We start from the raw sequence: 23,158 nt of genomic DNA, 5'->3' as shown, positions 1-23,158 counted from the left end.
TGTCATAGCTTGTCCGAATATAAGAAATTAAGATGCGATTTTATGAATTTATTGTCAATTATTTTTACAATATGCATATGATAGAGTAACCAACCATTCATACAAAAAAGCCAACACAATACAATATGTTGCAAAACGAAAATGTGTGCAACAATGCATTGTGTTTCTTTCTTATCAACGGCTGAATGTTTCTTTCTATGATGTGAGTGGCAAAATTTTGTTTAAGATGCTCGGAGTATTGTATGAAAAACGCTATATATGTTTATGGGATGATTTTCGATGAACAGTTATTTTTCAAATATTATAGTTACGCACACTAGAAAACAAAATTATAGATTGCTGTTCATAAGAGAAAACAAATAAAGTAAGGAGGGAAAGGCATGGGCGAAGAAAATCAACCAAACTATACAATTTCACAGGAAAACTGGTCCCTCCATCGCAAAGGATATGACGACCAACAACGCCATCAAGAAAAAGTACAAGAGGCAATTAAAAATAATTTACCAGATCTTGTAACGGAAGAAAATATTGTTATGTCTAATGGTAGGGATGTTGTGAAAATACCGATTCGTTCTTTAGATGAATATAAGATTAGATACAATTATGATAAAAATAAACATGTTGGGCAAGGGAACGGTGACAGCAAAGTTGGCGATGTCGTTGCGAGAGATGGATCAGGTGGTCAAAAGCAGAAAGGACCAGGAAAAGGGGCAGGAGATGCAGCTGGAGAAGATTATTATGAAGCAGAAGTCTCAATTTTAGAATTGGAGCAAGCGTTTTTCAAAGAGTTAGAGTTGCCTAATTTAAAGAGAAAAGAACTGGATGAAAACCGGATTGAACACATTGAATTTAATGATATTAGAAAAACAGGATTATGGGGAAATATCGATAAGAAGCGAACGATGATATCTGCATATAAACGAAATGCAATGCGTGGTAAAGCATCTTTCCATCCAATTCACCAAGAAGATTTAAAGTTCCGTACTTGGAATGAAGTGTTAAAGCCAGATTCAAAAGCTGTTGTATTAGCGATGATGGATACGAGTGGATCGATGGGGATATGGGAGAAGTATATGGCACGTAGCTTCTTTTTCTGGATGACAAGATTTTTACGCACAAAGTATGAAACTGTAGACATTGAGTTTATTGCCCATCATACGGAAGCGAAGGTCGTTACAGAAGAAGAGTTTTTCTCAAAAGGAGAAAGTGGTGGAACGATCTGTTCTTCCGTATACAAAAAAGCACTTGAGTTAATCGATAATAAATATTCACCAGATCGCTATAATATTTATCCATTCCATTTTTCAGACGGTGATAATTTAACTTCGGATAATGCTAGATGCGTAAAGCTTGTGGAAGAGTTAATGAAGAAGTGTAATATGTTTGGGTATGGGGAAGTGAACCAGTACAACCGCCACAGTACACTTATGTCAGCCTACAAAAACATTAAAGATGAGAATTTCAGATATTATATTTTAAAGCAAAAAGCAGACGTATTTCATGCAATGAAAAGCTTTTTTAAAGAAGAATCAGGAGAGAAAATGGCATAACCTCTTATAAAAGGGGTTATTTTTTTGTGAAATTTTTAAGAAATTTTTGCGAAATATTTATATTGTTAGTTGACAACGATAATGAAAATCATTATCGTTTATTCGAGAAATGATTACATTTTGATTTATATATTTTGGAGGAGATGTAAAGTTGGAAAGAAACAAAAGAAAACATATAAATGCGATGATTATCGCTGCGGCGTTATCGCTTCCATTTGCTACGTATTCAACGCCTGCTTTAGCAGCTGTAGCAATTGAGGCGAACAAAACTGGACATGCTTTAGAAGATGGTACATATGATGCTGTTATTAAAGCGTATAAAGATAAAACGAATGAAGAGTCTATGGCAGCTGTTTATATAAAAAATCCGAAATTAACAATTGAGAATGGAAAGAAAATTGTAACGGCAACGTTAAGTGATAGTGATTTCTTTCAATACTTGAAAACAGAGGATATTGATACTCCTGGTGTATTCCATGATGTAAAAGTCATATCAGAGGATAAAAAGAAAAATGGGACGAAGGTTATTCAATTTGAAGTTGGAGAATTAGGAAAAAGATATAATATGCAAATGCATATTTATATTCCGACAATGGCCTATGATAATAAGTATCAAGTGCAATTTGAAGTAAATGCATTGAATTTAGAAGGCAATGTTCCAGAAGAACAAAAGGAAAATAAAGAAGATAAAGTGGATCAACAAGATGAAAGTGCAAATGTAATAGTAGATAAGCAATTGCAAATGCATATTAATAAATATAACTTGAATAGAGAGAATCTAAATACGCCAATAACTAAGGAAGATTTATTAAAAGTTAAATCTTTAATAGTCGTTGAGGCAAAAAGTAAAGGAATAAAAGACGTAAGCGGTCTAGAATATATGACGAACTTAGAAAACTTAACGTTGGAAGAAGTTAAGTTAAAAAATATACAGTTTATCTCGAAAATGAGACAATTAAAATTATTAAGTATAACTTATGGTGAACTCGAAGATATTGGACCTTTGGCTGAGTTAGAGCATGTTGAGATTTTAAGTTTGAGAAACAATAAAATTTCAGATTTAAGCCCATTGAGTCAAATGAAGAAGATTAAAATGTTAGATTTAAACAGCAATTATATAAAAGATATTAAACCATTATTTACAGTAACGACTTTAAGGACTTTGACTGTAGCAAATAATCAAATTAGTAATGCTAATCTTGCTGGGATTGAGCAATTGAAAAATGTGAAAAATTTATCTTTAAGTAACAATGGACTTACTAATATCGAGCATATTACCTCAATGAAAAAGTTAGTGGAGTTAGACCTTTCTAAAAATGAATTAAAAAACATCGAACCTTTATTAAGATTATCTACTGTACAATCACTTAATTTAGAGGAAAACTATATTTCAGATATAACACCACTTAGTCAATTAACAGGTTTATATGATTTAAAGCTGGGTTCGAATGAAATTTGTGATGTTAGACCTGTCCAAGAATTAGGAAAAAGAATGTATATCGATATTCAAAGACAAAAAATCTTTTTAGATGAAGCAAGCGTGGATGAAGAAATAAAAATTCCAATATACAATCTTAAAGGAGAAACACTTCAAAATATTAATGTGAAAAGTGAAGAGGCTACTCTGAATAACGGGTTTATAAAATGGAATAGTCCTGGAGAAAAAATATATGAATTTAAACTAGATACGAATTCTGCTGAAAGTAAAATAAGATTTAATGGGACGGTTATACAAAGTATAGTTGAAAAACAAACAGAAAGTAAAAATGTAATTCTTGATAAAAATTTACAACAACATATTAATAAAAAGAATTTTGGTAGAGAGAATCTAAATGCCCCTATAACAAAAGAAGATTTATTACAGATTAAAACATTAGAGATACTTAAAGAAAAAGGAAAAGAGATAAAAGATCTAACTGGTTTAGAATACATGACGAACTTAGAAAACATCACTTTAGAAGGAGTAGGGTTGAAAAATATTGAGTTCATCTCAAACTTGAAACAATTGAAAGAGGTGAATGTATCTCATAATAAAATTGAAGATATAACGCCGTTATCTTCACTGGAAAATTTACAGTGGTTAAACCTTGCGGATAATCATATTAAAGATGTATCAGTTCTTGGTTCAATGTTAGACCTACTAAGTTTAAAATTAGATGGAAATGAGATTCGTGATGTAAGGCCGTTAATACAATTAGGTCAATGGTTTTCAATTGATGTCGGAAGACAAAAAATCATTTTAAATGAAGCAAAAGTAAATGAAGAAATTCAAGTTCCCGTATATGACTTAGAAGGAGAAACTATTGAGAATATTAAACTAACAAGTGAGGGGGGAACGTTTAATAATGGAGTAATGAAATGGAGTACTCCAGGTGAAAAGGTATATAAATTTGATTTAGATTCGGATGAAACTAGTATAAGTTTTAACGGAACAGTAATCCAGAATATAGTTGAAAAAGAAGAAGTGACAGAACCAACAAAAGAAGTTGAAGAAATAAAAGAAGAAGTGAAAGAACCGGCGAAAGAAGTTGAAGGTACAAAAGAAGAAGTAAAAGAGCCGGTAAAAGAAATTGAAGAAACAAAAGAAGAAGTAAAAGAGCCGGCGAAAGAAGTTGAAGGTACAAAAGAAGAGGTAAAAGAATCAGCAACTGGATTGGATCAAGAGCCAAAAGGGAATAATCAAGTTGGTCCAGTAAAAGTGGTAGGACAAGAGAGTGCGAAAGAAAAAGATTCAAATAAACAACATGCTAATAAGCAAGAGGAAAATCAGAAGTCTTTAGCAGCAACTGGTGGTCAAGCTAACACACCGACCTTACTTTCTGGATTAGCACTTGTTCTTTCAGCATTAAGTATGTTTGTATTTAGAAAGAGATTATTTAAGAAATAAATAACGTTTTATCTTATTATTATACAAAATGATTATATAAGTTTTTGAGAAGACCTTATTATAGCAATTTCATGTTGAAATATGCTTATGATAAGGTCTTTTTGAATAGGGGAAGGATATTAATACGAGGATGTTTCGATTGCTTAAATAATGGAGCAACTGTAGCGGAAACTGTAAGTCCCTTTCGTTCACTATATGTTCAAAATGTATGAAGAAATAATATGAAATATTGCATTTTATATCATTTCATCCAGATAATATGTTAATTTCTTGAATGGAATATATAAATAGGGGGGCAATAATATGAACAAGAAATCAAAGATCAATAAAGTGTTGCTTAGTATTAGTACAATGGCGCTATCGCTCGGAGCAATTCAAACGAATGTATCAGCAGAAGAAAAGGTACCGTATAATGTATTGCATTCGAAACCAGTTGGAATTGAAAAACCAGTAGATGAGATCGGACACGCTTCTAAAGCCGAGGAAACATTATCATTTCAAGAACGTTTAAAAGTAGGAGATTTTTCACAGCGACCAGCATCTATTACGAAGAACTCGGCAGTAAAGCAAGCTAAAGAAAGCTATTCAATGGCTGATTTAAACAAAATGAATGATCAAGAATTAATTGAAACGTTAGGCAGTATTAAGTGGCACCAAATTACAGACTTATTCCAGTTTAATGAAGATGCAAAAGCCTTTTATAAAGATAACGGAAAAATGCAAGTAATTATAGACGAATTATCTCATAGAGGTAGTACATTTACGAAAGATGATTCAAAAGGAATTCAAACGTTTACTGAAGTGTTACGTTCAGCTTTTTATCTTGCATTTTATAATAATGAATTAAGCGACTTAAATGAAAGAAGCTTCCAGGACAAATGTTTACCAGCGTTAAAAGCTATTGCGAAAAATCCCAACTTTAAGCTTGGAACAAATGAGCAGGATACAGTCGTATCTGCATACGGAAAATTAATTAGTAATGCATCAAGTGATGTTGAAACGGTGCAATACGCATCGAATATTTTAAAACAATATAATGATAATTTTAATGCATATGTAGACGATCGTATGAAAGGACAAGCTGTATACGATATGATGCAAGGCATTGATTATGATATACAGTCTTACTTAAATGAGGCTCGTAAAGAAGCGAATGAAACGATGTGGTATGGAAAAGTAGATGGGTTTATTAATGAAATAAATCGTATTGCTCTTCTAAATGAAGTAACGCCAGAAAATAAATGGCTCGTTAATAATGGAATTTATTTTGCTAGCCGATTAGGGAAGTTTCATAGCAATCCAAATAAAGGATTAGAAGTTGTTACACAAGCAATGCATATGTATCCACGTTTAAGTGAACCGTATTTTGTTGCAGTAGAACAAATTACAACAAACTATAACGGGAAAGATTATAGCGGGAATACGGTAGATTTAGAGAAGATACGTAAAGAAGGAAAAGAGCAGTACTTACCAAAAACGTACACATTCGATGATGGGTCTATTGTGTTCAAAACAGGAGATAAAGTATCAGAGGAAAAAATTAAGAGATTATACTGGGCAGCAAAAGAAGTAAAGGCACAATATCACCGTGTAATCGGTAATGATAAAGCTTTAGAACAAGGTAATGCAGACGACGTATTAACGATAGTAATCTATAACACTCCAGATGAATATCAATTAAATAGACAACTGTACGGCTATGAGACAAACAACGGTGGGATTTATATTGAAGAGACAGGCACATTCTTTACATATGAGCGTACGCCAGAGCAAAGTATTTATAGTTTAGAAGAGCTATTCCGTCATGAGTTCACTCATTATCTTCAAGGGAGATATGAAGTTCCTGGTTTATTTGGAAGAGGAGATATGTATCAAAATGAAAGATTAACTTGGTTCCAAGAAGGGAATGCAGAATTTTTCGCAGGATCTACTCGTACAAATAATGTAGTACCAAGAAAGAGCATAATTAGTGGATTATCATCTGATCCTGCAAGCCGTTATACAGCAGAGCGTACACTATTTGCTAAATATGGTTCTTGGGATTTCTATAACTACTCGTTCGCATTGCAGTCTTACTTATATACGCATCAGTTTGAAACATTTGATAAAATTCAAGATTTAATTCGTGCGAATGAAGTGGAAAATTATGATGCATATCGTGAAAATCTAAGTAAAGATTCTAAGCTAAATAAAGAGTATCAAGAGTATATGCAGCAGCTAATTGATAATCAAGATAAGTATAATGTACCAGAAGTAGCAGATGATTATTTAGCTGAACATGCACCAAAATCGTTAACAGAAGTGAAGAAAGAAATTAGTGAGACGTTTTCTATGAAAGATGCAAAAATGACAAAACATGAGTCTCAATTCTTTAATACATTTACATTAGAAGGTACGTTTACAGGTAGTGTAACAAAAGGTGAGTCAGAAGACTGGAACGCAATGAGTAAAAGAGTAAATGAAGCTTTAGAACAATTGGCGCAAAAAGAATGGAGTGGCTACAAAACTGTTACAGCATATTTCGTCAATTACCGTGTGAATAGCTCTAATCAATTTGAATATGATGTAGTCTTCCACGGTATCGCAAAAGATGACGGAGAAAATAAAGCTCCGACGGTTAATGTAAACGGACCTTATAACGGGCTTGTAAAAGAAGGAATTCAATTCAAAAGTGATGGGTCAAACGATGAAGATGGAAAAATCGTTTCTTATTTATGGGACTTCGGGGATGGAAGTACAAGTACAGAAGTTAATCCAGTACATGCATATGAAAGAGAAGGAACTTATAAAGTAGCGTTAAGAGTAAAAGATGATAAAGGTAAAGAGAGCAGAAATGAAACAACTGTTACGATTAAAGATGGGAGTTTAACAGAATCTGAACCAAATAATCGTTCAGAGGAAGCAAATCGTATCGGGCTAAACACTACTATAAAAGGTAGCCTTATCGGCGGGGATCACACCGATGTTTATACATTTAATGTAGCATCAGCGAGAGATATCGATATTTCTGTTTTAAATGAGCATGGAATCGGGATGACATGGGTACTTCACCATGAATCAAATATGCAAAATTATGCAGCTTACGGTCAAGCAAATGGAAATCATATAGAAGCAAAATTTAATGCAAAACCAGGTAAGTACTACTTGTATGTATATAAATATGATAATGGCGATGGAACATACGCATTATCAGTAAAGTGAAACTTTAATCAGCGGGGGTTCTGTTCATCCCCCACTGGTTATTAGTTGAACCAATCGGGCTTTTATGGGCAGTTATCTCCCACCTAACTTCCTCGCATTCGCCGAATTTTGAAGTGGGAGTTTTACTGCCCGTTAATGCGGGATAAAATAAGTGGGTTTCCAATGTATGTTTAACTTTACTTTTTGTGGAAAATAGTATATTATATAGATATACAATATATCGGTTATTTACTAGGAGGAGCCTGTCACAATAGGTTTCTCCTGTTCTTTTTTAGAGGCCTGTCTTACAGGTTTTTCTTTAAAGGTTAAATGACTGAAAATTAAGAATGATGATCTTTGAAAGAGGTGAGGCACAGATATAACAAAAAAGGATTGTTTAAGAAAGGGGGATAAGAAATGATCTTGTTTGGTTATCCACTTGAAACAATTTATTTATACGGATTTATAATTGCAACTATACTTACTGTTATTTATATCTTTTTTGGAGATATATTTGAATCAATATTTAGTTTTGGAGGCGGATCTGTATCCGTTGTAACGTTGCTACTTAGTTTTTTCGCCATGTTATGTGGACTTAGTTATATAGGAGAGTATTTATATTCCTATAATAGTCTCGTTATTTTCGGGGGCTCATTTGCTATATCTTTTATCGGTGTTTTCATAATGAAAATACTAATTTTAAAACCAATTGCAGAGGCAGAGCAAAATACAATGCACCGTATGGATGAATTTATTGGCCGAAAAGGAGAAGTAATTATATCGATTCCGAAAGAAGGATTTGGAGAAGTATTAATTTCATCCCAATTTGGAAGTAATGCAATACCAGCGAAAACAATTGGGAAAAAAGATATTTCACAAGGAACCGAGGTCATTATTGAGGGAGTTCAAGATGGTGTTTTGCTTGTACAAAACATCGCTTATTCTTTAAAAAAACCAAAATTATAAGGGGGAATTTACATGACGATTCCATTAATTATCGGTGGAGTTTTACTCGCAATTTTAATACTACTAATTTTAGTATTCATTACGAAGTATCGTACAGTTGGTCCAGATGAAGCATTAATTGTAACAGGAAACTGGCTTGGTGGTGGAAAGAATGTTGTTATCACTGATGATGGAAAGAAGATTAAGATTATCCGCGGTGGTGGTACTTTCGTTGTTCCAATTATGCAACGGGCAGAACTTCTTAGCTTATTAAACTACAAATTAGAAGTTGGAACACGTGATACGTATACGAAACAAGGTGTACCGATTACAGTAAACGGTGTTTCTATTATTAAAGTAGGATCGACAATTGAAGAAGTTTCTACAGCAGCTGAACAATATTTAGGAAAAGAAACGGAAGAGTTAAAAGTAGAAGCAAAAGAAGTTTTAGAAGGGCATCTACGTGCTATTCTATCTTCTATGACAGTAGAAGATGCTTATAGTAATAGAGAGCAATTCGCACAAAAGGTGCATGAAGTAGCTTCTACTGATTTGAAGAAGATGGGACTTCGCATCGTTTCCTTTACAATTAAAGAAATAATGGATAAAAACGGTTACTTAGATGCACTTGGTCAGCCGCAAATTGCAATGGTTAAGCGTGATGCAACAGTTGCGAATGCAGAGCGTGAAAAAGAGGCGCGAATTGAAAAAGCTCGTGCTGAGAAAGAAGCAAAAGAAGCGGAATATCAACGTGATGCACAAATCGCTGAAGCTGAAAAACATAAGGAATTAAAAGTACAATCTTATAAGAGGGACCAAGAACAAGCTCGCGCAGATGCAGATCTTTCTTATGAATTACAACAAGCGAAAGCACAACAAGGTGTTACAGAAGAGCAAATGCGAGTTAAAATCATTGAGCGTGAAAAGCAAATTGAGTTAGAAGAAAAAGAGATTGCGCGTCGTGAAAAGCAATACGATGCAGAAGTAAAGAAAAAGGCAGATGCAGATCGCTATGCTGTTGAACAATCAGCTGAAGCGGAAAAAGTAAAACAAATGAAAAAAGCAGATGCAGATCAATATAAAATTGAAGCAGAAGCAAGAGCACGTGCAGAAGAAGTTCGTGTAGAAGGTTTAGCAAAAGCAGAAATTGAAAAAGCACAAGGTCAGGCAAAAGCAGAAGTACAAAAGGCACAAGGTACAGCCGAAGCAGATGTTATTAGGTTAAAAGGTTTAGCAGAAGCAGAAGCGAAACAAAAAATTGCAGAAGCATTTGAATTATATGGGCAAGCGGCAATTATGGATATGGTTCTAAAAATGCTTCCGAGTTATGCGAAAGAAATTGCAAGTCCACTTAGCAATATTGATAAAATTACAGTTGTCGATACAGGCGGCGGTGGTAAGAATAGCGGCGCCGGAAAAGTTGCAGGTTATGCGACTGATTTAATGGCAACAATGCAGGAAACACTAAAAGCTTCTTCTGGTATTGATTTAAAAGAGTTATTAGAAGGGTTTGCAGGAAAAGGGGCAGTACAACAATTAGCAAATGATAAACCTGTTGTATCTGTAGTAGAAGATAAGGAAAAAGAAGTAGAAAAAACTAAAGAATAGTAAGATGGAAAGAACCTCTAGTAAGTGGGATACTAGAGGTTCTTCGGTGAATTATAATATTTCGAATAATATACATTTTTATACATTGTTTTAATTATTAAATTTTTATAGAATGAAGTATGTATGCAATAATCTTTTAAATTTAGAAAGATGAGTAAAGAGAAATAAAGAGTCTCATTAACGTATTTATATCTTATAATTTTTATAAATAGATTAATTGTAAGTTATTGCATGTAAAACGGTATGAAGGGGTAGGAATATGTTTCAAAGGAAATTAAGGAGTAGTAGTTTAAAAACAAAGTTACTTGTGTCATTTATTATTATTTTAATTCTTCCAAGTATTGTAATTGGTTGGACGTCTTATCAGCAGGCGAAAACAAATTTTAATGAAACGATTTTAAAATCGGCGAAAGATAATATAAAAATTTTGGATAATGTAATTAATAAGGAATTGGATAGTAAAAAAGTAGATGCAACTTATTTTACGAAATTATTTACACAATCAAGTTACCAAGCGGATCAAATTCAAAACATCCAAAATAAACTAGAAGAATATAATAAATTACATCCAGAAATGGAAGCGATCTATACAGGATCTAGTAATGGACAATTTATTCAATCACCAGCTATTCAAATGCCCGAAGGATATAATCCTACAGAAAGAGATTGGTATAAAGAGGCAGTGAAAAAAAGCGGAGAAGTGATTGTAACTGCTCCATATAAGTCAAAAACGACAGGGAATATTGTTATTACACTAGCAAAACAAAACGAAGATAAAAGTGGTGTTCTCGGGATTGACTTAATTATCAATGATATTGTAACTACTTCTAAGATGGTTAATATCGGTAAGGAAGGGTATGTAGCGATATTTGATCAAGATAAAAATGTAGTCGCACACCCGACACTGAAGCCAGGAGAGAAATTAGAAGAGAAACTTAGTAAGGAATTTTATAAACAGGAAGCTGGTGATTTTCATTATTCATTAGATGGTGAAGATCGTAATATTACTTTTAAAACGAGTAAGAAAACTGGATGGAAAATAGCAGGAATTATGCCTTCAAAAGAAATTATTCAAGCGGCGGAGCCTATTTTCTATAAAACGATAACTGTTATTGGTATTTCATTAATGATCGGCGGGGTTTTAATTTACTTTATAATTGCTTCTATTATTAAACCGTTAAAACAACTTGTAATATCATCGAAAAAAATTAGTGAAGGTGATTTAACAGAATCAATTACAGTTCATTCTAAAGATGAAATTGGGCAGTTAGGAGAAAGCTTTAACGAGATGGCATCATCATTACATAATGTCATTTCCAATATAAATATTTCAGCAAGTCATGTAGCAGCATCTTCAGAAGAATTAACAGCTAGCATGAAGCAATCAGGTGAAGCGATAGAGCAAATTACACAAGCGATGGAACAAGTATCGAGTGGTGCAGAAATACAAACGCGGGAAGTTGAAGAAGGAGCGACTTTGTTAGAAGAAGTTACAGAAGGAATTCAGCGTGTTGCGGATAGCTCTTCATTAGTATCCACAGCATCTATGTATACGAAGAAAAAAGCTGAAGATGGTGGAAAGTTAGTTGAACAAACTGTGAATCAAATGCAATTAATTCATGAGTCTGTTTCACAGTCAGACAAAGTCATTACGTTATTAGATGATAAGTCAAAGCAAATTGGAGCTATTCTAGAAGTGATTCAACATATTGCACAGCAGACAAACTTATTAGCATTAAATGCTGCAATTGAGGCTGCAAGAGCTGGAGAGCAAGGAAGAGGTTTTGCAATTGTAGCAGATGAAGTACGTAAACTAGCGGAACAATCGGGACAGTCTTCTACGGAAATTGGAAAGTTAGTGAAAGAGATACAATTTGATATAAAAGAAACTGTAAGTTCTATGAATCAAGTTGGGACAGAGGTACAATCAGGGCTTGTAGTTGCAAATGAGGCGAAGCAAAGCTTTGTAGAAATATTGAAATCTACAAATGATACAGTTGTACAAATTGATAGTATGGTAGATGTAGCGAAGCGAATGACGATAGATACAAAACAAGTAAGTGCATCTATTAATGAAATTGCAGCAACGATTGAAGAAAATGCAGCAAGCGTTCAAAATATTGCTGGCTCCTCTGAAGAACAAGTAGCTTCAGTAGAAGAAATAAATTCAGCAGCAGTTCATTTATCGGGAATGGCAGAAGAACTACAAGTAATGATTGGTAAATTTAAAGTGTAATAACAAGCATTAAGAAACGGGGTAGTAATTTTACTTCGTTTCTTTTTTTATGAAGATAAAGATAAAGAAATATATAGTAGCCGTGTTATGATTAAAGGTGAAAATCAAAAAACTGTATTTTCTTTAAATTCTATCTTTAGTCATGTTAGGGGAATGGTTTTGAAATTTAAAAAATTAAAGCTGCAACCGAGAATTACATTAACTATTAGCACACTTATTCTTGTTGTACTGCTGTTAACAAGTTATTTATTTTACTACATATTATCTGAAACAGTAGAGGAGCAAATTGGAAAAAGAGCGTTGCATGTTGCGAAAACAGTTGCTGCTATACCGGAAATCCAGGAAGCTTTTCAAAAAGAAAATCCAGCTTCTATTATTCAGCCAATTGCAGAAAAAATTCGAATCGAAACAGATGCTGACTTTATTGTAGTTGGAAATAAAGATGGTATTCGTTATGCACATCCTAAGCGAGATAAAATAGGAGAAGCTATGGTGGGCGGAGATAACAAAGGGGTTCTATTAGAAGGGAAATCTTACGTTTCGAAAGCAACGGGATCATTAGGGCCTTCATTACGCGGAAAAGTCCCAATTCGTAATCAGGATAATGAAATTATTGGTGTAGTATCTGTCGGTTTTTCAATGGATGATATTCATGGAGCGATAGAAGTGTATGGAAAGCGTGTGTTTTGGATTACAATAACAGGTCTGTTAATTGGGATAATTGGCTCTGTATATTTAGCAAAAAGTATTAAGCGGATGATGTTTGGAATGGAGCCAGAAGAAATTTCATCTTTATATGAGGAGCATAGTACAGTTATTCAATCTGTACGTGAAGGGATTGTAGTAATTGATAAAAATGGAATGGTTAGTTTAGTAAATCAAGCAGCATACGATATCCTTTCTTTAGATAAACAACAAAATGTAATAGGGAAATTTATTTTAGATGTTATTCCTAATTCATCGATACTGGATGTACTTCAAACCGGAGAAGAACAATTTGATCGCCAATTAAATATAAAGGGGCAGGATGTTATTGCCAATCGTCTCCCTATTAAAGTTAATCATAAAGTAACGGGTGTAGTATCCAGCTTACGCCTGAAATCTGAGATGGATCAATTAACAGCGGAATTGTCTCAAACACGGCAGTATACAGAGGCATTACGGGCGCAAACGCACGAATATAACAATTTATTGTATACGCTTTCAGGTCTTATTCAATTAGAGTCTTATGAAGATGCTTTAGAGCTTATTCATAAGGAAACGGCAGTATATCAAGAGTTCGTTCAATTTATTATGAAACGAATTCAAAATCCATGGTTAGGTGGGATTTTAATTGGATTTTATAATAGGGCACGAGAGTTGAAGATTGATTTTATGCTAGATCGGGAAAGTAGTTTAGAAAATTTAAGCCCACATATTGAGAGTAATTACGTTGTTTCTATTTTAGGGAATTTGATCACGAATGCATTTGAAGCAATTGAAAGAAATCAAGATCATGATAAGAAAGTAAGAATGTTTGTAACAGACATTGGGGAAGAAATATTAATTGAAGTAGAAGATTCAGGACAAGGTGTTCATGATGAAATAATTACAAGCATATTCTATAAAGGTTTTTCGACGAAGGCGGGCGAAAAACGTGGATATGGATTAGCGAAAGTGAAAGAGTTAGTGGAAGATTTAAATGGAAGTATTGCGATTGAAAAAGGGGATTTAGGTGGTGCTTTATTTATCATTGCATTACCGAAAGAGAGAGGCGAATTGTAATGAATGAGGGGATTGAAGTATTGATTGTAGAAGATGATATTCGGATTGCGGAAATTCATCGTCGTTTTACTGAAAAAATTGAGGGGTTTAAAGTAATTGGAACAGCAACGACTGGGGAACAGGCGAAAGAATGGCTAGAGTTTGTAAAGCCACAACTCGTTTTATTAGATGTATATTTACCTGACATGCAAGGGACAGAACTCGTCACATATATTAGGCATAATTTGCATGATACAGATATTATTATGATTACAGCCGCATCAGAGACGGATGTAGTGCGGCATGCTTTACGAGGCGGGGTAACAGATTATATCGTAAAGCCACTTACATTTGATCGGTTTAAAACAAGTTTAGAAAGTTATCAAAAGAAGATTACGAAGTTAAAGAAAAATGCTCAATTATCTTCAGAACAGATTGAACATCTATGGTCCCAAAGAGGGGTGCAGGCAAATCCAATAGAATATGCGCCAAAAGGAATCGATCCTTTAACGTTAGCAAAAATAAAAAAGCATATGTTAACTGTTAATGAGGAGGGAATTACTGCAGAGATGCTAAGTTCAATGGTAGGTGTAAGCCGATCAACTGCGAGGCGCTATTTAGAGTATTTGATCTCTGGAAAGAAAGTGCATGCGGAGCTTATATATGGAAGTGTGGGGAGGCCAGAAAGAAGGTATTTCCGCGTTTCTTCATAGGGGACTTTCACAACAATAAAAACAGTAGAGGATTACATTTCCTCTACTGTTTTTTCTAGTTTCATCTTATATTGGAATAATTCCAATTACAATTCCAGTAATCAACATAACCATTGTTGTTCCAACAGCCCAAAGTAAAGTAAAGCGTTGGTGTTCACCAAAATCAACTTTGGCCATTCCGACTAATAAATAAGTGGAAGCGACAAGAGGGCTTAGTAAGTGAACAGGTTGCCCAAGTAATGAAGCGCGCCCCATTTCAGCTGCGCTAACTCCGTAAGCCGCAGCGGCTTTTGTTAAAATAGGTAATACCCCGAAGTAAAACGCATCATTGGACATGAAAAATGTGAACGGCATACTTAGAAGAGCTGTAATAATTGGAAGCTGAGGTCCAAGAGCATCTGGTATGAGAGTAACCACACTTTGAGCCATCGCATCTACCATTTTTGTTCCAGATAGAATACCTGTGAAAATTCCAGCAGCAAATACGAGAGAAACAACGGCTAAAACGTTTCCAGCGTGAGACGCAATACGTTCTTTCTGTTGTTCTAAGTTTGGATAGTTAATCATAACGGCAATAGCAAAAGCAACTGTAAATAACACAGGTAACGGCATAACTTCTAGTATGAGACAGACGAGTAGGGCAACAGTTAATAAAAAGTTAATCCATAGCAGTTTAGGACGTTTATGTACTGTAGCTTCGACTGTTGCAGCTTGCTCATCCATTGTTTGCATTTGTTTTAAATACTGTACATCCATAATTCCTAAACGTTTCCTTTCCTTTTTTCCAAGGTAGTAGGCAACGAAAACAACCCAAATGGCACCAGCAATCATTCCTGGTATAAGCGGTGTGAAGAGCTCGGATGCTTCAAGTCCAAGTGCGCTCATAACCCGAGCTGTTGGTCCACCCCAAGGTGTAAGATTTGTCACTCCTGCTCCTAACATAACAACCCCAGCTAATATAAGTGGATTCATTCCGAGACGTTTATACAGTGGATACATTGCAGCAACTGTAATCATATATGTTGTTGTACCATCACCGTCTAGAGAGACGATAATAGTTAATATAGCTGTACCGACAACAATTTTTAAAGGATCTCCTTTTACGAATTTCAATATTTTACCGATTACGGGGTCGAATAAACCACTGTCAATCATAATTCCGAAATATAAAATGGCAAACATAAGCATAATACCAGTAGGTGCCAATTTCTTAATTCCCTCTAGCATCATAGGCCCCATATCTGCATAAAATCCACCAATTAACGCGAATATAATTGGAATTAATATTAATGCTACTAATGCTGACATACGTTTAGTCATAATTAAAAACATAAAGACAAATACCATTGCGAATCCAAGTAATGCTAACACATAATCTCCCCCTCAAAAATGATTGCGCTTTCAAAATAAAATAAAAATTCTGAAAAAAGGTTTTTTGTTTATAATAAGAGTTTCAGTAGGGATGGTAAATAATTAGAAAAATAACATCATTAGAAGCATAATTTTTATTTTGATCATTTTGTTCACGAGGTAATTTTGAATTTTTAAAAAGATAAATACCTGTATACAAGAATGGTAGAATAAGGTGAAAAAGAGAAGCTCGTGAAGTAGGGAGTAGATTTTGAATGAAAACAAGAATAGAAGAGATTTATAGTTCATGTACAGGAATAGTAGAAGAGATTTGTATTAATGAATCCTCTTACGTATATGAATGGGAGAAATTAATGATGATCCGAAAAAATGACGGTGAGGTTGAAAAAATCGCAGTAGGGATCAGTGGAAATATAAGATTAGTAAATGTAGAAGTTGGACAGAACATTGATGCGGACACATTATTAGTTAAGTTAGAAGATGATTTATTAATTACTGGTTGTGAATGATGAGAGATGTGTAGAAGTAACTGCACATCTCTTTTTTGTTCCATATATTACAAAAAGAACATTGTTTTTTCACAAATCTCACACAACCTTTTGATATTCTTTTCGTGGAGTAAACGGTTTTTAGGGAGGAATATTGATGAGGATAAAATATGTCGTACTTGTTATATGTTTATGTTTCATATTTACGATAGTAGGATGTGGGAAAAAGGAACTAAAAGCTGTTGCGATTGATGAGAAACATGATAAGTGTGATATTTGCCAAATTGGGGTAATGGATAATCAATTTGCAACAGAAATCATTTTAGAAAACGGAAAAGCGTTAAAGTTTGATGATATTGGTTGTATGTATAAATGGATGGAGATTAATTCAGGTGAAAAGACGAAAGAAAAATTTGTTCGAGATTATGATTCGAAAGATTGGGTTTCGTTAGAAGATGCCACTTACGTATATGATAAAACAATAACGACACCAATGGCTTATAATGTCATTTCATTTAAAAATAAAAAAGATGCAGAGAGCTTTGTATCTAACTATAAGGGGAAAGTTCTTTCGTATAAAGAGCTAGCAGAGCATAAATGGGAAATGAATAAAGAGATGATGGGGAAACCAACAAAAGGGAATAACGGTGGGCATTCCCATTAAAGTGAAGAAGTATTTATAATGTAGGACAACCATGTATGGTTGTCCTTTTCTATTATTACTCAGGTGCAAATATAGAAAAGGTGTAAAATTTTCAGAAGAACGGTTACAATGGAATATAGTAACCTAAAGCAATCATTTATGTACTTTTTAGAAATGTATACAAATGCGGTAAAAACGTGCTAAACTAATTGCTTCATAATGTTAATGATGAGGCCATCAGGCGTATCATTCCAATAGGTTGAGAAACATAGTATAAGTTTAAGATAATCCGATTAAAGAAGGAATATAAAGGGCTTATGGATAAATGTACTCAAGAAGAGTTATTGTATGTGATGGAGGAATGGTTAAGAAAACATTATCTTTCATAGGAGCTGTAGTTGTGAGAAAACAAAAAATTTTATTATGTATGTTATTAGGACTTTTAATGATGGTAGTGGCTTGCGATAAGCAAGAAGAACCAGAATCGAAACCGGTTCATGTGAAAAGTGAAAAGAAAAAAGAAAAGCATAAAGAACAAGATGAAGTTAAAGAAGAAAAAAGTATAAATTTAATGGACAAACAGTTGCTACTTTCTGCGACTCTTGGAGACACAGAAACAGCTATGAAGTTGATTCAGGATGGAGCAAATATAAACGTAGAAGGTGACAACGGAGAAACGCCTGTCCTTGCAGCAACGTATCAAAATCATGTAGAGACAGTTAAAGCATTAATTGGTGTAGGTGCTAATATTGAAATTAAAGATGAGAAACAAAGCAATCCATTTCTTTATGCAAGTAGAGAAGGATATACGGATATTGTAAAGCTACTAATTAATGCAGGGGTTAATACGAAAGAAACGACTAAGTCAGGTGGCACAGCACTCATTTCTGCATCTGAGCGTGGTCATGTAGAGGTTGTTAAAGAATTATTAGAGCATACAGATATTGATGTGAATTATAAAAATGAACGTGGTGGTACAGCGCTATTAGAGGCAATTGTATTAGGAAATGGTAGTGAAAGCCATAAGAAAGTAATTCAAATGCTTATTGACCACGGAGCAGATGTAAATATGGCCAATAAGGAAAATATTACGCCATTGCAATATGCTGAAAAAAGAGGCTTTAAAGATATTGCAAATATGTTGAGGATAGCTGGAGCGAATGAAGTAGTGCAGCCACAACAACCAATGGAGTAAAAAGAAGAAGAAATAAAGGGTACGAATTAATCCCATTTAGATAGACAGAATGAAGAAGTCATTTAGTATGATGGATTCAGTAATGTGTATTTAAATGGGATTTTTGTTTTGAACATGAAAAATAGAGTATGAATGGATAGATAGTATATGGAGAATACACATAGTAACTAAGGAGGATATAAATGAGGCTTTCAGAACTTGAGTTAATAGCAATTCAGGCAGAGGTTTTATTTGTTCATAATCAAGTAGGAAAAATGATATGTGTAAATGAACAGGGAAATCCGAAAGCACCGCGTTTTTTTCTTGGCAGAACTCGTGAAGGGAATATAAAGAGATATCATTATGATCTGGATAGTGAAATGATAAGTAAGATTGAGAAATTAATTTTAGAATGTTCAAATCATATAGAGATAGCAAAGATTATTAAAGTATTAAATGATGAGAGAACGGTGGAGAATATTTGGATGGGTTCTGCTTACATGTTTCCAAATAATTTAAATAAGCCAACTAGGGCGATACAAATAACAGAGAAAAATAAAGAGCTTTTGCGAGAAAATTTCCCTAATCTAATAGAACAGATGGAATGGAGGCAACCTTATTTTGCAATTATAAAAAATGAAAAGGTAGTTTCTATATGTTGCAGTGCCAGAAGTACGCCCATAGCTGCTGAGGCAAGTGTGGAAACTTTAGCGGAGTTTCAAGGAAAAGGATATGGTTCGGATGTTGTTGCAGCATGGGCAATATCAATAAAAGAAGAAAAACGTATTCCACTGTATAGTACTTCTTGGGATAATTGTGCTTCACAAGCAGTGGCGAGAAAACTAAAACTCATTAACTATGGAATGAATTTACATATTGATTGAATTTTAAACATCGTTGCATTTTTTAAAAGTATATTCGTATATATAGATTGATTTAAAAAATGATGTGGTGAATATTTACATTCGATTAACACCTAATTAACAATTTATCAAAACTGACTTAATAAATGCGTAATATAGTAAAGGTAACAAAATAACTAGGGTAGAGAACATTTGAGAACACCCACTTACATATAACGTGCCACTTTCTTAGGTGTGCTCTATTCCCTAGAGTTCAAATAAGGAGAAGGGTGTTCTATGTAAGTAGGTGTTTTTAGTTTGGATAAAAATAGAAAAGCTAGGTGGAATGAATGTTTAAAGAACCTTATATTGCGATGATAAAGGATTGGAAAGGGTATAAAACATACAAAAAATTACCGAAAACAGTTTTTCTTATGACTGGTTCAATGCTGGAGTTACCAGAGCGTGTATATGAACTACAGAAACATGGACACGATGTATTTCTTCATTGTGATTTTATACAAGGATTAAATACGAACACAGAGGAAGCACTTTTATATATTCAAGATGTTATCGGAGCACAAGGTATTATTTCGACAAAGGGATCGACAATTCGAAATGCCAATAAAATTGGATTGAAAACGATTCAACGCATTTTTATTGTTGATACTTTATCTCTTACAAAATCAATTGAAAATTGTAAAACGACTAAACCGAATGCAGTAGAGATTATGCCTGGTATTATGCCTTCTATTATTAAACAGCTAGCGGAGGAAATAAAATTCCCTATTATTGCAGGTGGGCTGATTCAAACGCGAGAGGATGCAGAAATCGCAATTCGTGCAGGAGCAAGTGCAATTTCAACGAGTCATTATGAAGTGTGGATACAAGAAGAAAAAAGGAGTGCAACCTTGTGATTGAATTAAAAAATGTTTCAAAGCTATATAAAAATGCGGAAGAGACAGCAGTTAAAGACGTATCAGTTCATATTAAAAGAGGAGAATTTTTTGTTTTAGTTGGACCTTCGGGATGTGGAAAAAGTACATTATTACGAATGCTGGCTGGTTTAGAAGAAATTTTTTCGGGAGATTTAATTATTAATGAACATGTTGCAAATGATTTAGAGCCAAAAGATCGTAATCTATCAATGGTATTTCAAAATTATGCGCTATACCCACATTTATCTGTAGAAGAAAATATTTTATTTGGACTTAAGGTAAGAAAAGTACAGAAAGAAGAACGACAAAAACGATTGATGGAAGCTGTTGAGATGGTAGGGTTGAAGGAATATGTCAAAATGAAGCCTGGGCAACTATCAGGTGGACAAAGACAGCGTGTTGCACTTGCTAGGGCCATCGTCAGTCAAGCACCGATTTGTTTAATGGATGAACCGCTTTCGAATTTAGATGCGAAATTACGTGCACAGATGAGGATTGAAATTAGAGAAATTCAGCAACGATTAGGAATTACGATGATTTACGTTACTCACGATCAAATAGAAGCAATGACTATGGGAGATCGTATTATGGTTTTAAATAAAGGAAGTATACAACAAGTTGGAACACCGCTTGATATATATAACGAACCAGCAAACGAGTTTGTTGCAAGTTTTATAGGTTCTCCTTCTATGAATATAAATGATGGGGAAGTGGATAAAGAAAAAGGCATATTACATATAGGGCAATTGCAAATCCCATTATCTATTGGACAGCTAAAGCAATTACCAGAAGGAACTATTCGAATAGGTATGCGTCCTGAGCATATTGCACTGTCTGAGGAAGGACAAGAAGTGACGCTGCAATCTGTAGAAGTACTAGGGAATGAATCTATATTAAACTTTGCGATAAACGGAACAACTTGGAGTGCGAAAGTCATCGGACAGTTACTCCTGAACAAAGGTGACAAAGTAAAATTATTATTCTCGCAAGAAAAGCTATGCTTCTTTCACCAAAATACGAATGAAAGATTAAAAGTGGTAGCTGAAGAAGAGTTGAAAGTGGTGGCGAAATAATGATTGAAGTAGGTAAGTTACCAGTTCAAACAAAAGTGTCAAAAAAGAAGCATTTATGGGGCAGAACGAAAGATTTAAGAATAGGATTATTGTTTTTGGCGCCATCTATTTTGCTATTTTCGATTTTTCTTTTCTATCCATTGTTTAGGACGATTTATTATAGTTTTTATTTAACAGATATACACGGAGAAGCTAATCTTTTCGTTGGCTTAGAAAATTATCAATATTTATTCTCTGATCCTGCTTTCTATAAAAGTATAAAGTCAACTTTATTATTTGTTTTATATACAGTGCCTACTAGTATTGTATTCGCCTTATTTCTTGCATTAATTGCAAATGAAAAAGTAAGAGGCATCGGGTTATTCCGAGTACTGTTTTCTTCAACGATGGGAATATCAGTAGCTGCTAGTGCAGTGATTTGGCTATTTTTATTTCATCCAAGTGTAGGGTTATTTAATAATATATTAGCCTCTATGAATCTTCCGGCAATCGCATGGTTAACGAGTCCGGACTGGGCACTGTTTTCTGTATCGGTTACAACGGTTTGGGTGAATACAGGATTTGCATTTTTAGTTATATTAGGTGGTTTACAAAATATTGATACGTCTTTATATGAGAGTGCATCTATAGATGGTGCTAGTTATTTATATAAGCTTCGCCGCGTCACATTACCGATGCTATCACCAACTTTATTTTTTATCGTGACAGTAACGTTAATTAGTGCGTTCCAAAGCTTTGGACAAATTGATATTTTAACGCACGGTGGACCGAATGATGCAACGAATTTAATTGTGTATTCGATTTATAAAGAGGCATTTGTGAATCATCAATTTGGAACAGCAAGTGCACAAGCTATGGTATTATTTATTTTCATTTTCATTGCTACATTACTTCAATTTAAGTTTGCTGAGAGAAAGGTGCATTATAAATGATCGTTAAACAGTGGAAACAAAATTTCCTATTATACATGCTGCTCATTATTAGTGCAGTAATGGTGTTTTTTCCTGTACTCTATGCGTTTTTAATAAGCTTTATGACACCAGACGATATTCAAATGAGAAGGTTATTTCCGACCCAATTTACTTTCGATAATTTTATTAATATCTTTCAAAAAGTACCGCTTTTTACATACTTATACAACAGTTTAATTGTATCGACAGTTGTTATGATTGGACAACTTATCGTATCCAGTTTAGCCGCTTATGCTTTTGTTTTTCTTCAGTTTAAAGGGAGAAACGTAATTTTCTTCCTGTTTATTTCAACGATGCTTATTCCATGGGAAGCAACGATGGTACCGAACTTTTTAACGATTCAAAACTTTGGTTGGATCAATAGCTTTGCTGGGATGACAGTGCCATTCTTTGCAACAGCTTTCGGTATTTTCTTACTACGTCAACATTTTATGACACTTCCGAATGAACTGAAAGAAGCTGCTTTTATTGAAGGGATTGGAAATGTAAGGTTTTTATTCAGCGTTGTAATTCCGTATTGTAAAACGAGTTTTATTACTCTTGGAGTATATAGCTTTTTAACAACGTGGAATATGTATTTGTGGCCGCTTTTAGTAACCACTGATGAAAAAGTAAGAACAGTTCAAATTGGTGTAAAGCAGCTTCAATCTCAAGAAGTTGCAACTGATTGGGGCAGTGTAATGGCCGGTGTTACGGTTATCGTCATTCCAACATTGATTTTATTATTTTTAGGGCAAAAGCAATTACAAAAAGGATTAACAAAAGGTGCAATTAAATAAGCATACATAGGAAAAGG

At 34.1% G+C, this 23,158-nt stretch carries 17 protein-coding genes and 1 pseudogene; 17 read left to right on the top strand and 1 reads right to left on the bottom strand.

Annotated features, from left to right (window positions below; all coding sequences use genetic code 11):
* The first annotated feature begins 380 nt into the window (after nucleotides 1-380).
* The 9 genes and pseudogenes from yhbH to MKX77_RS21335 all read left to right on the top strand — a co-directional run bounded on the left by yhbH (nucleotide 381) and on the right by MKX77_RS21335 (nucleotide 14,862).
* Nucleotides 381-1,550 (top strand): sporulation protein YhbH, encoded by a 1,170-nt coding sequence (gene yhbH / locus MKX77_RS21370; RefSeq protein ID WP_341307749.1) that lies wholly within the window; start codon nucleotides 381-383, stop codon nucleotides 1,548-1,550.
* A gap of 151 nt (nucleotides 1,551-1,701) precedes the next feature.
* A complete protein-coding gene (locus tag MKX77_RS21365) occupies nucleotides 1,702-4,437 on the top strand; it encodes a leucine-rich repeat domain-containing protein (RefSeq protein ID WP_341307748.1) in 2,736 nt (911 codons plus the stop codon).
* Nucleotides 4,438-4,740: 303 nt separating this feature from the next.
* On the top strand, nucleotides 4,741-7,638 hold the full coding sequence (colA, locus tag MKX77_RS21360; RefSeq protein WP_341307747.1) for a collagenase ColA: 2,898 nt from the start codon (nucleotides 4,741-4,743) through the stop codon (nucleotides 7,636-7,638).
* A gap of 396 nt (nucleotides 7,639-8,034) precedes the next feature.
* On the top strand, nucleotides 8,035-8,583 hold the full coding sequence (locus tag MKX77_RS21355; protein WP_215580519.1) for an NfeD family protein: 549 nt from the start codon (nucleotides 8,035-8,037) through the stop codon (nucleotides 8,581-8,583).
* A gap of 12 nt (nucleotides 8,584-8,595) precedes the next feature.
* Nucleotides 8,596-10,170 (top strand): flotillin family protein, encoded by a 1,575-nt coding sequence (locus MKX77_RS21350; RefSeq protein ID WP_341307746.1) that lies wholly within the window; start codon nucleotides 8,596-8,598, stop codon nucleotides 10,168-10,170.
* Between the two features lie 259 nt (nucleotides 10,171-10,429).
* Nucleotides 10,430-11,464: pseudogene (locus MKX77_RS30730) on the top strand (HAMP domain-containing protein); the annotation flags it as partial.
* Complete coding sequence (locus MKX77_RS30725) at nucleotides 11,459-12,406, top strand: methyl-accepting chemotaxis protein (RefSeq protein WP_445819119.1); 948 nt, start codon at nucleotides 11,459-11,461, stop codon at nucleotides 12,404-12,406. The pseudogene MKX77_RS30730 and the gene MKX77_RS30725, both read left to right, overlap by 6 nt.
* A gap of 153 nt (nucleotides 12,407-12,559) precedes the next feature.
* Nucleotides 12,560-14,170 carry a sensor histidine kinase gene (locus MKX77_RS21340; protein ID WP_341307986.1) on the top strand — a complete coding sequence of 537 codons (1,611 nt, stop codon included), beginning with the start codon at nucleotides 12,560-12,562 and terminating at the stop codon, nucleotides 14,168-14,170.
* Complete coding sequence (locus MKX77_RS21335; RefSeq protein WP_199674495.1) at nucleotides 14,170-14,862, top strand: response regulator; 693 nt, start codon at nucleotides 14,170-14,172, stop codon at nucleotides 14,860-14,862. The genes MKX77_RS21340 and MKX77_RS21335 overlap by 1 nt, the downstream gene beginning before the upstream one ends.
* Nucleotides 14,863-14,928: 66 nt before the next feature.
* On the opposite strand, the gene MKX77_RS21330 is transcribed toward MKX77_RS21335, so the two are convergent.
* Nucleotides 14,929-16,233 carry a CitMHS family transporter gene (locus MKX77_RS21330; RefSeq protein ID WP_341307744.1) on the bottom strand — a complete coding sequence of 435 codons (1,305 nt, stop codon included), beginning with the start codon at nucleotides 16,231-16,233 and terminating at the stop codon, nucleotides 14,929-14,931.
* Between the two features lie 254 nt (nucleotides 16,234-16,487).
* Here MKX77_RS21330 and MKX77_RS21325 point away from each other — a divergent pair, with 254 nt between their 5' ends.
* From MKX77_RS21325 to MKX77_RS21290, 8 genes are all read left to right on the top strand, one after another.
* On the top strand, nucleotides 16,488-16,742 hold the full coding sequence (locus MKX77_RS21325) for a hypothetical protein (protein WP_341307743.1): 255 nt from the start codon (nucleotides 16,488-16,490) through the stop codon (nucleotides 16,740-16,742).
* A 136-nt stretch (nucleotides 16,743-16,878) separates the two neighbouring features.
* Entirely contained in the window at nucleotides 16,879-17,385 is a 507-nt protein-coding gene (locus MKX77_RS21320) for a nitrous oxide reductase accessory protein NosL (protein ID WP_215555171.1), read from the top strand.
* Nucleotides 17,386-17,689: 304 nt separating this feature from the next.
* Entirely contained in the window at nucleotides 17,690-18,559 is an 870-nt protein-coding gene (locus MKX77_RS21315; protein ID WP_215555172.1) for an ankyrin repeat domain-containing protein, read from the top strand.
* A gap of 182 nt (nucleotides 18,560-18,741) precedes the next feature.
* The gene (locus tag MKX77_RS21310; RefSeq protein WP_341307742.1) at nucleotides 18,742-19,422 is read left to right on the top strand and encodes a GNAT family N-acetyltransferase; all 681 of its coding nucleotides are present in this window, start codon (nucleotides 18,742-18,744) and stop codon (nucleotides 19,420-19,422) included.
* Between the two features lie 308 nt (nucleotides 19,423-19,730).
* Nucleotides 19,731-20,297, top strand: coding sequence for a glycerol-3-phosphate responsive antiterminator (locus tag MKX77_RS21305; protein WP_002010401.1), 567 nt, complete (start codon nucleotides 19,731-19,733; stop codon nucleotides 20,295-20,297).
* Complete coding sequence (locus tag MKX77_RS21300; protein ID WP_341307741.1) at nucleotides 20,294-21,391, top strand: ABC transporter ATP-binding protein; 1,098 nt, start codon at nucleotides 20,294-20,296, stop codon at nucleotides 21,389-21,391. The genes MKX77_RS21305 and MKX77_RS21300 overlap by 4 nt, the downstream gene beginning before the upstream one ends.
* Nucleotides 21,391-22,323, top strand: a complete 933-nt coding sequence (locus tag MKX77_RS21295) for a carbohydrate ABC transporter permease (protein WP_341307740.1) — start codon at nucleotides 21,391-21,393, stop codon at nucleotides 22,321-22,323. The genes MKX77_RS21300 and MKX77_RS21295 overlap by 1 nt, the downstream gene beginning before the upstream one ends.
* Nucleotides 22,320-23,141, top strand: coding sequence for a carbohydrate ABC transporter permease (locus MKX77_RS21290; RefSeq protein ID WP_341307739.1), 822 nt, complete (start codon nucleotides 22,320-22,322; stop codon nucleotides 23,139-23,141). The genes MKX77_RS21295 and MKX77_RS21290 overlap by 4 nt, the downstream gene beginning before the upstream one ends.
* The last annotated feature ends 17 nt before the right edge of the window (nucleotides 23,142-23,158 follow it).

The sequence above is a fragment of the Bacillus sp. FSL R9-9410 genome, assembly GCF_038050385.1.
GTDB lineage: Bacteria > Bacillota > Bacilli > Bacillales > Bacillaceae_G > Bacillus_A > Bacillus_A cereus_U.
This window is presented reverse-complemented; position numbering and strand designations above follow the sequence as displayed.

Bases quoted from the DNA above. Each gene is read 5' to 3' on its own strand.
- yhbH (WP_341307749.1), top strand. From the start codon at position 381: ATGGGCGAAGAAAATCAACCAAACTATACAATTTCACAGGAAAACTGG.
- colA (WP_341307747.1), top strand. From the start codon at position 4,741: ATGAACAAGAAATCAAAGATCAATAAAGTGTTGCTTAGTATTAGTACA.
- MKX77_RS21355 (WP_215580519.1), top strand. From the start codon at position 8,035: ATGATCTTGTTTGGTTATCCACTTGAAACAATTTATTTATACGGATTT.
- MKX77_RS21350 (WP_341307746.1), top strand. From the start codon at position 8,596: ATGACGATTCCATTAATTATCGGTGGAGTTTTACTCGCAATTTTAATA.
- MKX77_RS30725 (WP_445819119.1), top strand. From the start codon at position 11,459: ATGGCATCATCATTACATAATGTCATTTCCAATATAAATATTTCAGCA.
- MKX77_RS21340 (WP_341307986.1), top strand. From the start codon at position 12,560: ATGGTTTTGAAATTTAAAAAATTAAAGCTGCAACCGAGAATTACATTA.
- MKX77_RS21335 (WP_199674495.1), top strand. From the start codon at position 14,170: ATGAATGAGGGGATTGAAGTATTGATTGTAGAAGATGATATTCGGATT.
- MKX77_RS21325 (WP_341307743.1), top strand. From the start codon at position 16,488: ATGAAAACAAGAATAGAAGAGATTTATAGTTCATGTACAGGAATAGTA.
- MKX77_RS21320 (WP_215555171.1), top strand. From the start codon at position 16,879: ATGAGGATAAAATATGTCGTACTTGTTATATGTTTATGTTTCATATTT.
- MKX77_RS21315 (WP_215555172.1), top strand. From the start codon at position 17,690: ATGTACTCAAGAAGAGTTATTGTATGTGATGGAGGAATGGTTAAGAAA.
- MKX77_RS21310 (WP_341307742.1), top strand. From the start codon at position 18,742: ATGAGGCTTTCAGAACTTGAGTTAATAGCAATTCAGGCAGAGGTTTTA.
- MKX77_RS21305 (WP_002010401.1), top strand. From the start codon at position 19,731: ATGTTTAAAGAACCTTATATTGCGATGATAAAGGATTGGAAAGGGTAT.
- MKX77_RS21295 (WP_341307740.1), top strand. From the start codon at position 21,391: ATGATTGAAGTAGGTAAGTTACCAGTTCAAACAAAAGTGTCAAAAAAG.
- MKX77_RS21290 (WP_341307739.1), top strand. From the start codon at position 22,320: ATGATCGTTAAACAGTGGAAACAAAATTTCCTATTATACATGCTGCTC.